The organism is Cognatilysobacter segetis (genome assembly GCF_004359965.1).
GTDB classification, from domain to species: domain Bacteria; phylum Pseudomonadota; class Gammaproteobacteria; order Xanthomonadales; family Xanthomonadaceae; genus Cognatilysobacter; species Cognatilysobacter segetis.
This window is the reverse complement of the sequence record NZ_SMRQ01000023.1, coordinates 1-11,857: the sequence shown is the minus strand read 5'-3', so window position 1 is coordinate 11,857 and position 11,857 is coordinate 1. Positions and strand designations below refer to the sequence as shown.

The 11,857-nt window shown below is 71.9% G+C and carries 15 protein-coding genes; 8 read left to right on the top strand and 7 right to left on the bottom strand.

The window, feature by feature from the left end:
* The first annotated feature begins 47 nt into the window (after positions 1 to 47).
* Complete coding sequence (locus E4F61_RS06675) at positions 48 to 581, top strand: cytochrome b (protein ID WP_338016004.1); 534 nt, start codon at positions 48 to 50, stop codon at positions 579 to 581.
* 59 nt (positions 582 to 640) lie between these two features.
* Positions 641 to 2,152: a succinyl-CoA:acetate CoA-transferase ScpC gene (scpC, locus tag E4F61_RS06670; RefSeq protein ID WP_133478896.1), complete on the top strand. Its 1,512-nt coding sequence runs from the start codon at positions 641 to 643 to the stop codon at positions 2,150 to 2,152.
* A 5-nt stretch (positions 2,153 to 2,157) separates the two neighbouring features.
* Here the strand turns inward: scpC and E4F61_RS06665 are convergent, their stop codons facing one another.
* Positions 2,158 to 3,156, bottom strand: coding sequence for an LLM class flavin-dependent oxidoreductase (locus tag E4F61_RS06665; RefSeq protein ID WP_133478895.1), 999 nt, complete (start codon positions 3,154 to 3,156; stop codon positions 2,158 to 2,160).
* 147 nt (positions 3,157 to 3,303) lie between these two features.
* Here E4F61_RS06665 and E4F61_RS06660 point away from each other — a divergent pair, with 147 nt between their 5' ends.
* Positions 3,304 to 3,660: a hypothetical protein gene (locus E4F61_RS06660; protein ID WP_133478894.1), complete on the top strand. Its 357-nt coding sequence runs from the start codon at positions 3,304 to 3,306 to the stop codon at positions 3,658 to 3,660.
* Between the two features lie 7 nt (positions 3,661 to 3,667).
* Here the strand turns inward: E4F61_RS06660 and E4F61_RS06655 are convergent, their stop codons facing one another.
* The 3 genes from E4F61_RS06655 to E4F61_RS06645 form a co-directional block, all read right to left on the bottom strand.
* Complete coding sequence (locus E4F61_RS06655; RefSeq protein WP_133478893.1) at positions 3,668 to 4,219, bottom strand: YaeQ family protein; 552 nt, start codon at positions 4,217 to 4,219, stop codon at positions 3,668 to 3,670.
* Positions 4,220 to 4,284: 65 nt separating this feature from the next.
* On the bottom strand, positions 4,285 to 4,767 hold the full coding sequence (locus E4F61_RS06650) for a hypothetical protein (protein WP_133478892.1): 483 nt from the start codon (positions 4,765 to 4,767) through the stop codon (positions 4,285 to 4,287).
* On the bottom strand, positions 4,764 to 5,408 hold the full coding sequence (locus tag E4F61_RS06645) for a DUF5671 domain-containing protein (protein ID WP_133478891.1): 645 nt from the start codon (positions 5,406 to 5,408) through the stop codon (positions 4,764 to 4,766). Before E4F61_RS06645 ends, E4F61_RS06650 begins: the two co-directional genes overlap by 4 nt.
* 99 nt (positions 5,409 to 5,507) lie before the next feature.
* Between E4F61_RS06645 and E4F61_RS06640 the strand changes: the two genes are divergently transcribed.
* Positions 5,508 to 6,899 (top strand): M64 family metallopeptidase, encoded by a 1,392-nt coding sequence (locus tag E4F61_RS06640; RefSeq protein ID WP_133478890.1) that lies wholly within the window; start codon positions 5,508 to 5,510, stop codon positions 6,897 to 6,899.
* A gap of 10 nt (positions 6,900 to 6,909) precedes the next feature.
* Positions 6,910 to 7,503, top strand: coding sequence for an acyl carrier protein phosphodiesterase (locus tag E4F61_RS06635; protein ID WP_133478889.1), 594 nt, complete (start codon positions 6,910 to 6,912; stop codon positions 7,501 to 7,503).
* Here E4F61_RS06635 and E4F61_RS06630 read toward each other — a convergent pair whose 3' ends face one another.
* The gene (locus E4F61_RS06630; protein WP_162301426.1) at positions 7,504 to 8,226 is read right to left on the bottom strand and encodes a TVP38/TMEM64 family protein; all 723 of its coding nucleotides are present in this window, start codon (positions 8,224 to 8,226) and stop codon (positions 7,504 to 7,506) included. It lies immediately after the preceding gene.
* A 115-nt stretch (positions 8,227 to 8,341) separates the two neighbouring features.
* Between E4F61_RS06630 and E4F61_RS06625 the strand changes: the two genes are divergently transcribed.
* The gene (locus tag E4F61_RS06625; protein ID WP_133478887.1) at positions 8,342 to 8,875 is read left to right on the top strand and encodes a c-type cytochrome; all 534 of its coding nucleotides are present in this window, start codon (positions 8,342 to 8,344) and stop codon (positions 8,873 to 8,875) included.
* Between the two features lie 87 nt (positions 8,876 to 8,962).
* On the opposite strand, the gene E4F61_RS06620 is transcribed toward E4F61_RS06625, so the two are convergent.
* Entirely contained in the window at positions 8,963 to 9,169 is a 207-nt protein-coding gene (locus E4F61_RS06620; RefSeq protein WP_133478886.1) for a hypothetical protein, read from the bottom strand.
* 244 nt (positions 9,170 to 9,413) lie between these two features.
* On the opposite strand from E4F61_RS06620, the gene E4F61_RS06615 reads away from it, so the two are divergent.
* Positions 9,414 to 10,658 carry a glycoside hydrolase family 1 protein gene (locus E4F61_RS06615; protein WP_133478885.1) on the top strand — a complete coding sequence of 415 codons (1,245 nt, stop codon included), beginning with the start codon at positions 9,414 to 9,416 and terminating at the stop codon, positions 10,656 to 10,658.
* Positions 10,659 to 10,918: 260 nt separating this feature from the next.
* Here the strand turns inward: E4F61_RS06615 and E4F61_RS06610 are convergent, their stop codons facing one another.
* Entirely contained in the window at positions 10,919 to 11,464 is a 546-nt protein-coding gene (locus tag E4F61_RS06610) for a DUF2058 domain-containing protein (protein WP_133478884.1), read from the bottom strand.
* Positions 11,465 to 11,578: 114 nt separating this feature from the next.
* Between E4F61_RS06610 and E4F61_RS06605 the strand changes: the two genes are divergently transcribed.
* The coding region (locus tag E4F61_RS06605; protein WP_133478883.1) for a GYD domain-containing protein at positions 11,579 to 11,857 on the top strand (279 nt) is incomplete at its 3' end.

The window sequence follows — 11,857 nt, the reverse complement described above, 5'->3', positions numbered from 1 at the left end:
CGGGTTTCGGCTTGATCGGGATCAAGGCACCCACGTCCGCCGTCGCGATGATGGCCGCATCCAGGCAGCAGGAGCGAGCGATGGTCCGCGTTACCGCGCGTTATCCGGCGCCCATGCGCGCCCTCCATTGGCTCAGCGCCGCCCTGGTGGTGGTGGCCTACATCACCGCCGAGGGCATGGAGGACGGCGGCGACTGGCACGTGGCATCCGGTCTGCTGCTCCCCGCGCTGTTCCTGCCGCGCCTGCTCGGCCACCTGCTGCGATGCGTCCCGCCGGCGGCGCCGTCGTCGCGCCCGCAGGCGGCGTCCGCCGCGCTCGTGCACGTGGCGCTGCTGCTGTTCGTGGTCGTGCAGCCGCTGCTCGGCATGGCGGCGATCTGGGCCGAGGGCCATGCGGTGCCGGTGCCATTCACCGCCTGGGCGCTCCCCGCGCCGTTTCCGGTGACGGGCTGGGGCGAAGCGGCCGAGGACGCGCACGAGGTCGTCGGCAATGTCTTCTACGCGGTGATCGGCCTGCACGTACTGGCCGCGCTCTGGCACCGCTGGGTGCGCCGCGACGACGTGCTGCAGCGGATGCTGTGACGCACGGGCACGACACCGGTGCGACGTCGCGCGGCCGACAATCCGGCGAGGAGGCTTCCATGACCGACCGCATCCGCAACGCGGCGCTTGCCGCCCGCACCTGCAGCGCCGACGAGGCTGCGGCGTTCATCAATCCCGGCGACACCGTCGCGATGAGCGGCTTCACCGGCGCCGGGTACCCGAAGGCCGTACCCGCCGCGCTCGCCGCGCGCATGGAGGCCGCGCATGCCGCGAACGAGGCCTTCCGCGTGCGCGTGCTCACCGGCGCCTCCACCGCGCCCGAGCTCGACGGCGCGCTGGCGAAGGTCAAGGGCATGGAGCTGCGCCTGCCCTACCAGTCCGATCCGACGGTGCGCGAACGCATCAACGCCGGCGAGCTCGAGTACATCGACATCCACCTCAGCCACGTCGCGCAGTACGCGTGGTTCGGCTATTTCGGACCGATCGACGTCGCGCTGGTCGAGGTCAGCGCGATCCGCGAGGACGGTCTGCTCGTGCCGTCGTCGTCGGTGGGCAACAACAAGACCTGGCTCGACCTCGCCGACAAGGTGATCCTCGAGGTCAACCACTGGCAGCCCGAGTCGCTCGAGGGCATGCACGACATCTATTACGGCACCGCGCTGCCGCCGAACCGGCGCCCGATTCCGCTCACGCGGCCCGACGACCGCATCGGCGAGACCACCCTTCGCGTGGATCCGGCGAAGGTGGTCGCGGTGGTGGAGACGGATGCGCCCGATCGCAACTCGCCGTTCGCCGCGCCGGATGCCGATTCGCAGGCGATCGCCGGCCACCTGCTCGACTTCCTGCGACGGGAGATCGCGCGGGGCCGGCTCACCGAGCGGCTGCTGCCGCTGCAGTCGGGCGTGGGCAACATCGCCAATGCGGTCCTCGCGGGCCTCGGGGCCGGTGGCTTCCGCGATCTCACCGCGTACACGGAGGTGATCCAGGACGGCATGCTGCAACTGCTGCGCGACGGCGTACTGCGCATGGCGTCGGCGACATCGTTCTCGCTGAGCCCCGACGGCATCGCCGAGTTCAACCGGCACGTGGACTTCTACCGCGAGCGCATCGTGCTGCGTCCGCAGGAAATCTCGAACCACCCCGAGCTGATCCGTCGCCTGGGCTGCATCGCCATGAACGGGATGATCGAGGCCGACCTCTACGGCAACGTCAATTCCACGCACATCGCCGGCAGCCGCATCATGAACGGCATCGGCGGCAGCGGCGACTTCGCCCGCAACGGCTACCTGTCGGTGTTCATGTCGCCCAGCAGCGCGAAGAACGGCAACGTGTCGACGATCGTGCCGATGGCCAGCCACGTCGACCACACCGAACACGACGCGATGGTGCTGGTGACCGAGCAGGGCCTCGCTGACCTGCGCGGTCTGTCGCCCAAGCAGCGCGCGCGGCGGATCATCGATTCGTGCGCGCATCCGGACTTCCGCCCGATGCTCGAGGACTACTTCGAGCGCGCCTGCCGCGATTCGTTCGGGCGGCACACGCCGCACCTGCTGGGCGAGGCGCTGTCCTGGCACCAGCGCTTCATCGAGACAGGATCGATGAAGCGCTGAACACGTCAGGCGATCGACGCCACTGCCTGCATAGCGAGTTCGTACGAGCGCAGCCGTGCGGCCGGGTCGTGGATGTTCGCGGTGACGATCAGCTCGTCGGGGCGGTGCCGCGCGACGAAATCGCGGATCCACGCCGCCACGGTCGACGGCGAGCCCACCGCGGCGCATGACAGCGCCTGGTCGATGCCGGCCTTTTCCATGGGGCTGCAGAAGGCGTCGATCGCATCGCCGGATTCCAGCGGCGGCGGCACCAGCCCCGGCCGGCCGCGGCGCAGGTTGACGAAGGCCTGCTGCTGCGTGGTGAACAGGCGACGCGCCTCGTCATCGGTGTCGGCGCAGACGATGTTCACCGCCAGCATCGCGTGCGGCGCCGCCTGTCGCGGCGACGGCTCGAAGCGCGCGCGGTAGAGCGCCAGCGCCTCCTCCATCGCCGCCGGGGCGAAGTGCGAGGCGAACGCGTAGCGCAGGCCGAGCTTCGCGGCGAGCTGCGCGCCGAACAGGCTCGAGCCGAGGATCCACGGCTCGATCTCGACGCCCGCGCCGGGCACCGCCTGCACGGGCTGGCCGGGCCGCACCGGCTCGAAGTAGGCCAGCAGCTCGACGACGTCGGCGGGGAATTCGTCGGCGCCGGCGTAGTAGCGCCGCAGCGCGCGCGTGGCGGGCGCATCGGTGCCCGGCGCACGGCCGAGGCCCAGGTCGATGCGGCCGGGATACAGCGTGCCGAGCGTGCCGAACTGCTCGGCCACCTGCAGCGGCGCGTGGTTGGGCAGCATCACGCCGCCGGCGCCGACGCGGATCGTCGAGGTGGCCCCGGCCACGTGGCCGATCAGCACCGCGGTCGCCGCGCTCGCGATGCCCGGCATGTTGTGGTGTTCGGCCAGCCAGTAGCGGCGATAGCCGAGCCGCTCGGCATGCTGCGCCAGCGCGCGCATGTTGGCGAACGCGGTGCGCGCGTCGCTGCCTTCGGCGATCGGGGCGAGGTCGAGGACGGACAGCGGAATCATGGCGAAGCCCCGGGACGGTAGGCCTGCAGTGTCCGCGTCGCGGCGCGTCGGTGCGGTCAACGCGGCGGAACGGTGCGTCGCCGGCGGCCGCGCGTCCGTCACGCGCGATGGTTACAGTCGCTGGCGACCCGCCACCGGAGCCCTGCCATGCGCCCTGCCCTCGCCTGCGTCCTCGCCCTCGGCCTGCTCGGCGGCTGCGCCGTCACACCCGCCGGCGGCGGCTTCACCGCCGGTCAGCAGGTGGCCTTCGACGGCCGCGTCGCCAGTGTCGATACCGCGCCCTGGGCCTACGACGGCAACGCGGTGGTGGTGGTACGCAGCGATGCCGGTCGCGACATCCGCGTGCAGCTGCCGGCGCGCTGGAACCTGTGCAAGGCGCCGTCGGTGGACGCGCAGGCACTCAAGGCCGGCGACCGCGTGCACGTGGTCGCCAGCGCGGGCGAGCCCGACAGCGTGACCGTCTGCGAACGCGCGGAACACCGGCTGGTCCGCACCGGCGCCTGACTCCGCGTCAGCGCGGCGTGGCGGCCTTGCGCACGCGCGGGCGCAACGCGACGCTGCGCTCGGCGTCCATCAGCTGCAGCTCGCCGTCCTGGATCATCGCCGTCAGGCGCGCGCCGCGCGTGAGCAGCGGCAGCGCGGCGTCGAGCTCGTCGGCATCGAACTCGAGCACGCCGAGGTTCGACAGCCGCCCCAGCGCGGCCGCGTTGCGGTTCCACCAGCTCTCCGCCGCGTTGCCGCCGTATCCGACCACGACGACCTCGTCGGCGCGCCCGGCGGCCTTGCGCAGGCGTGATTCGTCGGGCTGGCCGAGTTCGATCCACTGCTGGATGTCGCCGGTGTAGTCGCGCCGCCAGAGCGCCGGCTCGTCCTCGTCGCTCAGGCCGCGGCCGAATTCCAGGCGCTCGTCGGCGTGAAGCGCGAACGCGAGCAGGCGCACCAGCAGCCGGGTGTCGGTCTCCGACGGATGCTGCGCGAGCGTGAGCGCATGCGAGGCGTAGTAGTGGCGGTCCATGTCGCTGACCTGCAGCTCCACCTTCACCACCGTGGCTTTCGGGGACATCGCGACGCCTGCTGGAAACGGAGCCGCATTCTAGGCGCTGGCGGCGTCGCGTCCCGCGAACCACGCTAGTCGACGACCTGCGCGGCCGCCTTCGCCGCCTCGGCGGCCGCCGCTGCGGCATCGGCCGCGCGGCCGCCGGCCGTGCGCGCGAAGCAGTGGCGACCGGCCGGATGGCGCCAGTCCGGATCGACCCAGCGCCCGCTGCGCGTCGGCGTGGGGCGGGCGAACGCGGCGCAGAGCACGTAATGACGCGCGTCGACGACGCGGTACCCGAACGGCGCACCCGTTTCCGGATCGCGCGCGATCGATGGCGACGCGTTACGCACGCGCGGCACGGCGTCGAGGCGCGCCGGCAGGCGGCCTTCGTCGAGACGGTAGCGGTCGATCGCCGCCTCCAGCTGGCCGAGTGCCGCCACGCGCGCCTCGTCCAGCCGCAGCCGGCGCTGTTCGGCGGGCGTGCCGATCACCGCGATCGCCGCCGCCAGGCTCGCCAGCACCGCGACACCGGCCGCGGCGAGCAGCCAGGTCCCCATCGGGCGCGCGCTCATGCGGCGTCCTCCTCGCGGCGCAGGTCGTGCAGGTAGTAGCCGAAGATGCCACCGGCGATCAGCGCGGCCACCGCCACCTTCAGCAGGAAGCGCGTGGTCGTCTCGCCGCCCAGCACCTTGTAGACCAGCGTGGTCATGTCGCCGATCAGCACCGTGGCGGCGAGGAAGAGCGTGACGTAGGTGAGCCAGCGCCGCACCGGCGAGAGGCGCTTGATCGGATACCGCGCGACGTCGAGCGACACGCGGCGCGCCACGAACGCGAATACCGGGAACGCGATCAGGATCGCCGCGGCCGCCCATCGGATCGAGCTGTCGCTGGACGCGAAGACGTAGTCGTTCGACGCGACGTCGGGCCAGGTGCGGTCGATCAGGTCGAACAGCAGGCTGCCGAGGTTCCACGAGGCGAAGTACAGCGTGGCGAACAGCACGAGGTAGGCGAACGCCTCGCGCGCCGAGGTGGACGCGCGCGGCACCGGCACGGGCACCGGGAACGGCACGTCGGCGTAGCGATCCAGCACGCCGCGCGTCTGCTCGGGCGTCCAGCCGGCGGCGGCGAGCGCTTCGCCGATGGCCTGGCGGCTCTGGCCGCGCGTCAGCGATTCGCGCACGAAGAGGTCGAGGTCCTGCGATCCGGATGCCATGCATGCGCTCCCTGGGCAACGCGCCAAGCCTAGCGCGGCCGGGGCCCCCGATGCCGCTACCCTGCCCGGGTACGCCGCGGCGCGGCCGCCGGAGCTCCCATGCGCATCGCCCTCTTCGTCGCCCTGCTCGCCTTCGCGCTGCCCGTCGCCGCCGCACCCGCCACGCTGCGCGTCGACCTCCAGCATGCGGGCGACGCCACGTCCGAGCGGTTCGCGCTCGACCGCGTCGTGGTCGAGCCGCTGCCCTGGGCCGGCAATCCCGATCGTCCGATCGACGCCAGCGGTCGCGGCGCGCACCGCTTCGACGTGGTCGACGAGGCCAGCGGCCGCGTGCTGTATTCGCGCGGCTACAGCACGGTGTTCGGCGAATGGCGCACCACCGGCGAGGCGCGCGCGCTGCAGCGCAGCTTCCAGGAATCGCTGCGCTTCCCGATGCCCGCAAAGCCCGTCGTGCTGAAGGTGTACTCGCGCGATGCCGCCAACCGCTTCGTCGAGGCCTGGTCGCTGCGCGTCGATCCCGCGTCACCGGACATCGAGCGCGCCGCGCGTCCGGCGCCGGCGGCGCCCATCGCGATCCGCCGCACTGGCGACCCGGCGCACAAGGTCGACCTGCTGATCCTCGGCGACGGCTACGCGGCGAACGAACTCGGCAAGTTCGAAGCCGACGCGCGCCGCTTCGCCGACCACCTGTTCACCGTGTCGCCGTTCCGGGAGCGCGCAGCGGACTTCAACGTCTGGGCGCTCACCGTGCCGGTGCCGCAGTCGGGCGTGAGCCGGCCGTCGACGGGGACGTACCGCGCCGGCGCCACCGGCCTGCGCTACGACATCTTCGGCAGCGAACGCTACGCATTGACGCTCGACAATCGCGCCTTCCGCGAGCTCGCGCAGTACGCGCCCTACGACGTGGTCGAGATCGTGTTCAATGGCGCGACCTACGGCGGCGGCGGCATCTTCGGCCAGTTCAGCACCGTGGCCGCCGACAACGACTGGTCGAACTACGTCTTCGTGCACGAGTTCGGCCACCACTTCGCGGGCCTGGCGGACGAGTACTACACCTCGCCGGTCGCGTACGCGCCGGCGTCGGGCCCGCGCGTGGAGCCGTGGGAGCCGAACGTCACCGCCGATTCCGCGCATCCGAAGTGGGCGACCTCGCACGTGCCGCTGCCCACGCCATGGCCGAAGGCCGAGTTCGAGGCCTACGAGCGCGACGTGCAGGCGCGCCGCGCGAAGCTGCGCGCCGAGCGGCGACCCGAGGCCGAGATGAGCGCGCTGTTCCGCGAGGAGCAGGCGCATGTCGAGGCGATGCTGGCACGCTCGCCCTACCGGCGTGCGACCGGCGCGTTCGAGGGCGCGAACTACGAAGCGACCGGCTATTACCGCCCGCAGATGCAGTGCCTGATGTTCACTCGCGCCGATGCGTTCTGCGATGTCTGCCGCGCGGCGATCGGGTCGGTAATCGACCTGTACACGGCCGCCGCGCCACGGCGCTGAAACTGCGGCGATGAACTGGCTGGCGCACCTCTACCTCGCACGGCACAGCGACGCAGCGCTGCTGGGCGCGCTGCTGGGCGACTTCGCCGCCGGTTCGAACGGGCTAGAACGCTTCGGCCGCGTCGAGCACGCGGAGATCCTGCTGCACCGTCGCATCGATCGCTTCACCGACACGCATCCCGACGTCACCGCACTGCGGGCGCAATTTCCCGAGGGACACCGGCGCTTCGCGGGCGTGGTGCTCGACGTCTACTTCGACCACCTGCTCTCGCGCGACTGGCCCACGCGCGCGCCCGCCGCACCGCCGCTGGACGCGTTCACCGCGCGCGTCTACGACGTGCTGCGCGAACGCCACGCCGACCTGCCGCCGCGGCTGCAGGCGATCGCGCCGCGCATGGCGGCATCGGACTGGCTCGGGAGTTATCGCGAACGCGACAGCGTCGATCGCGCGGTCACGCGCATGGCGGGACGACTGTCGCGCCAGGGCGAGCGCCTCGTCGCCACACTCGATGATCTCCGGCGCGTGGAGCCGCTCGCCGAAGCGACGTTCGACGCGTTCTTCCCGGACCTCGAGCGCTTCGTGACGCGGACGCGCGAAGGCTGATCAGCGCCGCGGCGCGCGCATGCGCCGACGCAGCAGCGCGCCGGCCGCGAGCATCGCCGCGCCGCCCAGCAGCGCCACTCCGAGCAGCAGCGGCGCATTGCGGCGCACCAGACCGTCGCCCAGCAGCACCGTGCCGGCGGCGAAGGGCAGTTCGGCCACCGCGAGTGCCAGCGCGTACGTGCGCAGCGGCACGCCGAGCAGCCCGCACAGGTAGCCCGGCACTTCCGATGGCAGCGCGAGCTGCAGCAGCAGCACCAGCCCGAAGCCCGGGCGCCCCTGCAGGCGCGCGCGATAGGTGTCGACGACCTGCGCGATGCGCCGCCCACGCAGCAGCGGCCGACCGAACAGGTGGCCGATCCCGTAGGCGAGCGTGCCGCCGATCCACCAGCCGGCCCAGAGCAGCAGCGCGCTGACCGCCGGCCCCCACGCGACGATCGCCACCGGCACCAGCGCCGCGCTCGAGAAGAACGCCAGCACCGCCGACAGCGCGGACAGCAGCACGAACACCGCCACGCCCGCCACGGGATGCGCGCGGATCACGGGCCCGGCGCGGTCGAGCAGCGACTGCAGCGCGCCGTACACCGGGTCGGCATACAGCAGCGCCGCCGCAGCGAGCGCCACCAGCGCCAGCCAGGCGTAGCGGTGGCGCGCGGAGGTGGCGACGGGCTCGGGCGCGGAGGCGGTCATCGACGACTCGGTGGCGCACGCGGCGCGAAGGGTCATGCCCCCAGTATCGCAGCGGCGCGCCGGCCGCCCGCCGCCGAACGCCCGGTGCATGCAGACACGGCGCACACGAGCGCCGACCGACGCTCGCGTTTCCCCACTGCCGGTCGCCGCCATGAGCCCCTCCGCCCGCGCCTTCGCCCTCGGCGTCGCCACCACGGTCGCCGTCGCGGCCATCGGCGCCTTCGCCTTCGTCAATGCCGGCGCCTATCCGATGGGCGCGGACGTGCCGCATGCGCCGTTGACGCTCCGACTGGTCGACCGCCTGCGCGATGCGTCCACCGAACGTGCCGCGCGCAGCGTGCAGGTGCCGGGCAACCTCGCCGACCCCGCGCTGATCGCCGAGGGCGCGCGCGAGTACGCGGAGGAATGCACCGGTTGCCACCTCGCGCCGGGACGCGCGTCCAGCGAACTGCGCGCCGGCCTGTATCCGCAGCCGCCGAACCTCGTCGAGGAAGGCATCGACGACGATGCCGAAGCGTTCTGGGTCATCAAGCACGGGATCAAGATGAGCGCGATGCCCGCCTGGGGCCGCACGCACGACGACCGCCGCATCTGGTCGCTGGTGGCCTTCGCCCGCACCCTGCCGAAGCTGTCGCCGGCGCAGTACCGCGCGCTCGTCGGCACGGCTTCGCGCGACGACGACTGATCGCGCCGCCGGGAAGCGTCGCCGCGCAGGCGAAAAAAAGGGGACAGCCGGAGCTGTCCCCCCTCCCGATCATTCGTATCCGAAAAGTCAGCGGTTCTGCTGACGACCTTGGCTGTCGCGCGATGCCTGCGTGCCTGCATTCTCCCGGCCCGCGCCCTGCTGCGATGCGCTACGCGAGCCCTGCTGACCCTGCGTGTCGCCAGCGCTGCGGCCCGATGCCTGCTGCGCCTGCGACTGCGAATCCATGCCCATCCGATGCTGCGGGTGCTTGTCGCCCTGGGGGTTCCGGTTCATCACGTGCTCCTTGGAAGCGGTGGAACGGTCCGATCAGCGGACGATGCCAGGTTAGCCAGGCACGCCATCCGGGCGCGTGACCTCGACATTGGAATTGCGTTACGCGACGCGCGGCGTTCATCGAGTTGACGCCGCGGCTTCACGTCGTGCCCGGCGCGCTGCGTTCACACCGGCGCGTGCCGCCTTCGCTCGGCACGCATCGCCCCTGCGCTAGAACCGCGACACGTCCCGACCGGCCCCGCCGATGGCACAACGTCCCGGCCTGTTCCCCACATTCTTTCTCTCCGGCTTCGAATGCTCGACGTTCGAATGGCGCGGCCGCGGGCGTCGCGACCTCGTCGACGAGACGCAGCACCGCGAACACGCGCACGAGGACTACCAGCACCTGCGCAGGCTCGGCATCGCCGTCGCACGCGAAGGCATTCCCTGGCCCCTCGTCGACCGCGGCGGCGATTACGACTTCCGCCATGTCGACCCGATGATCGAGGCGATGAATGCGGCGCAGGTGCTGCCGGTGTGGGATCTCTGCCACTACGGTTATCCCGACGACGTCGATCCGTTCAAGCCCGGCTTCGTCCAGCGCTTCGCCGACTACTGCCGTGCGGCGGCCGCCTACGTGGTGCCGCGCGTGCGCGGGCCGCATTACTTCACGCCGATCAACGAAATCACCTTCTGGGGCTTCTGCGGCGGCGAGTGGGGCTGGGTCGCGCCGTTCGGCGGGGATCGCGCCACGCGCCTGCGCTTCCGCCACGTGCTCTGCGAAGCGGCGATCGCCGGGGTGCGCGCGGTGCGCGAAGTCGATCCCGATGCCCGCATGATCCATGTCGAACCGGTCATCCAGGTCGTGCCGCCACGCGACCGGCCCGACCTCGCCGACGAGGCGGAGCGCGAGATGGTCGACGACGCGTGCTACGCCTGGGACGTGCTGTCCGGGCGGCTGCATCCCGAACTCGGCGGCTCGCCCGACGTGCTCGATATCGTCGGCGCCAACTGCTACTCGTTCGGGCAGATGGAGTACCGCGAGCACGGCCCGCACATGGCGCTCGGCCCCTGCGACGAACGCATCCAGCCGCTGTGCACGCTCATCGCCCGCGTGTGGGAGCGCTACCGTCGCCCGATGCTGATCTCCGAGACCAGCGGCATGCGCGACGGACGCCCCGCCTGGCTCAAGGACGTGATGGAGGAATCGATGGCCGCCGTGAACCGCGGCATCGACCTGCACGGCATCTGCCTGTTCCCCGCCGTCGACATGCCCGACTGGCACACGGGCGAATGGCTGCACAACGGCATCTGCGACGTCGAGGACGACGGCGGCCGCCTGCGCCGCGTGCCGTACGCGCCTTACGTCGACGAGCTGCGCCGGTGGCAACGCGAACTCAACCGCGTCACCGAGCTCGACGAAGACCCCTTCAGCGACCCCGTCGAACTGCAGGACGTCATCGACGCCGCCAAGCGGTATCGCACGCAGCCGGACCGGAATTGGAGTTGACGGCGATCGTCGGGCGGCACGGCCAGGCACCGTTGTGTCGCGATGCCGGCGGCGTCTCCCTGAAGCCCTGCTCGCAGGACGTCACACGGCTCGCTACAGGATTGTCGAACGCGTCGGACGCGGCGTGGAGGCGGTGCACCTCCACGACGCCCGGTTCGGGACACGCCCGTTCTGCCGTCGACCCCGGGCCTCCGCGCGCGCCGGGCAGGTACGGCGCACGGAAACGCGCGGCTCGGCCCCGGTGCGACACGCCGCGAGGCTCACCAGATCAGATCGTCCGGCACGTCGAAGCGCGCGTAGTACGCGTCGTCGTCGCTCATCGCGGGCGGCGGCGACGGCGCGGCCTCGGCATGGTCGAGCACGATCATCGACGCGTCGCGGGCGCGCACCTTGTCGGCGGCGGCGCGCGGCAGCAGCGCGTAGCCGTCGTCGAGGCGCGCGATGACCAGCGCACCGGTGGCGAGCTGCGCCCGCTGCGCCGCGCCGACCGGCAGCGCACGGATCGCCTTGCCGTCGACGAAGCGGTACTCGATCTCGCCGTCGCCCCGCACGCGCTGCGTGTCGACGATCTGCCGCGCCTGCGCGCGCCGTTCGCGCGCGTGTGCCTGCGCGTTGCGCTCGGCGGCCAGCGCACGGTCGCGCTCCGCGCGCTCCGCACGCGCGCGTTCGGCCTCGCGCTGCTCCTCGCTCGGCGCCGGCGGCGCCTTGCCCTGCCGCTGCTTGGCCTGCTCGCGCGCGACCTGCGCGACCTGGGACTTCTTGACCAGCCCGGCCTTGAGCAGCTGGTCCTGTAGGGGATTTCGCATGCCCGCAGTTTAGCGGGCGGCCGTGCACGGCCGCGCAGGACGGGAAGCTGACCTGCATCAACGTCGCGGCGCGCGCCCGGCGCAAGCTGGACGCCCGCCCTTGGAGACAGGCTCATGCCCACCTTCATCACCCAAGGCCGCTACACGCCCGACGCCGTGCGCGGCATGCTGCAGAACCCCGAAGACCGCGCGCAGGCCATCGCGGAGCTGTTCGAGCAGTCCGGCGGCAAGCTGATCGGCTACTACATGACGTTCGGCGACCACGACTTCGTGGTCATTTCCGAAGGCCCGCTCGAAGGCGTCGCGGTCTCCACGGTCGTCGTGGAGGCGATGGGCGAAGTGACCGACCTGCAGACCTCGCTCGCGATCAGTTCCACCGAAATGAAGGATGCC

Bases quoted from the DNA above. Each gene is read 5' to 3' on its own strand.
- E4F61_RS06675 (WP_338016004.1), top strand. From the start codon at position 48: ATGATGGCCGCATCCAGGCAGCAGGAGCGAGCGATGGTCCGCGTTACC.
- scpC (WP_133478896.1), top strand. From the start codon at position 641: ATGACCGACCGCATCCGCAACGCGGCGCTTGCCGCCCGCACCTGCAGC.
- E4F61_RS06665 (WP_133478895.1), bottom strand. From the start codon at position 3,156: ATGATTCCGCTGTCCGTCCTCGACCTCGCCCCGATCGCCGAAGGCAGC.
- E4F61_RS06660 (WP_133478894.1), top strand. From the start codon at position 3,304: ATGCGCCCTGCCCTCGCCTGCGTCCTCGCCCTCGGCCTGCTCGGCGGC.
- E4F61_RS06655 (WP_133478893.1), bottom strand. From the start codon at position 4,219: ATGTCCCCGAAAGCCACGGTGGTGAAGGTGGAGCTGCAGGTCAGCGAC.
- E4F61_RS06650 (WP_133478892.1), bottom strand. From the start codon at position 4,767: ATGAGCGCGCGCCCGATGGGGACCTGGCTGCTCGCCGCGGCCGGTGTC.
- E4F61_RS06645 (WP_133478891.1), bottom strand. From the start codon at position 5,408: ATGGCATCCGGATCGCAGGACCTCGACCTCTTCGTGCGCGAATCGCTG.
- E4F61_RS06640 (WP_133478890.1), top strand. From the start codon at position 5,508: ATGCGCATCGCCCTCTTCGTCGCCCTGCTCGCCTTCGCGCTGCCCGTC.
- E4F61_RS06635 (WP_133478889.1), top strand. From the start codon at position 6,910: ATGAACTGGCTGGCGCACCTCTACCTCGCACGGCACAGCGACGCAGCG.
- E4F61_RS06630 (WP_162301426.1), bottom strand. From the start codon at position 8,226: ATGACCCTTCGCGCCGCGTGCGCCACCGAGTCGTCGATGACCGCCTCC.
- E4F61_RS06625 (WP_133478887.1), top strand. From the start codon at position 8,342: ATGAGCCCCTCCGCCCGCGCCTTCGCCCTCGGCGTCGCCACCACGGTC.
- E4F61_RS06620 (WP_133478886.1), bottom strand. From the start codon at position 9,169: ATGAACCGGAACCCCCAGGGCGACAAGCACCCGCAGCATCGGATGGGC.
- E4F61_RS06615 (WP_133478885.1), top strand. From the start codon at position 9,414: ATGGCACAACGTCCCGGCCTGTTCCCCACATTCTTTCTCTCCGGCTTC.
- E4F61_RS06610 (WP_133478884.1), bottom strand. From the start codon at position 11,464: ATGCGAAATCCCCTACAGGACCAGCTGCTCAAGGCCGGGCTGGTCAAG.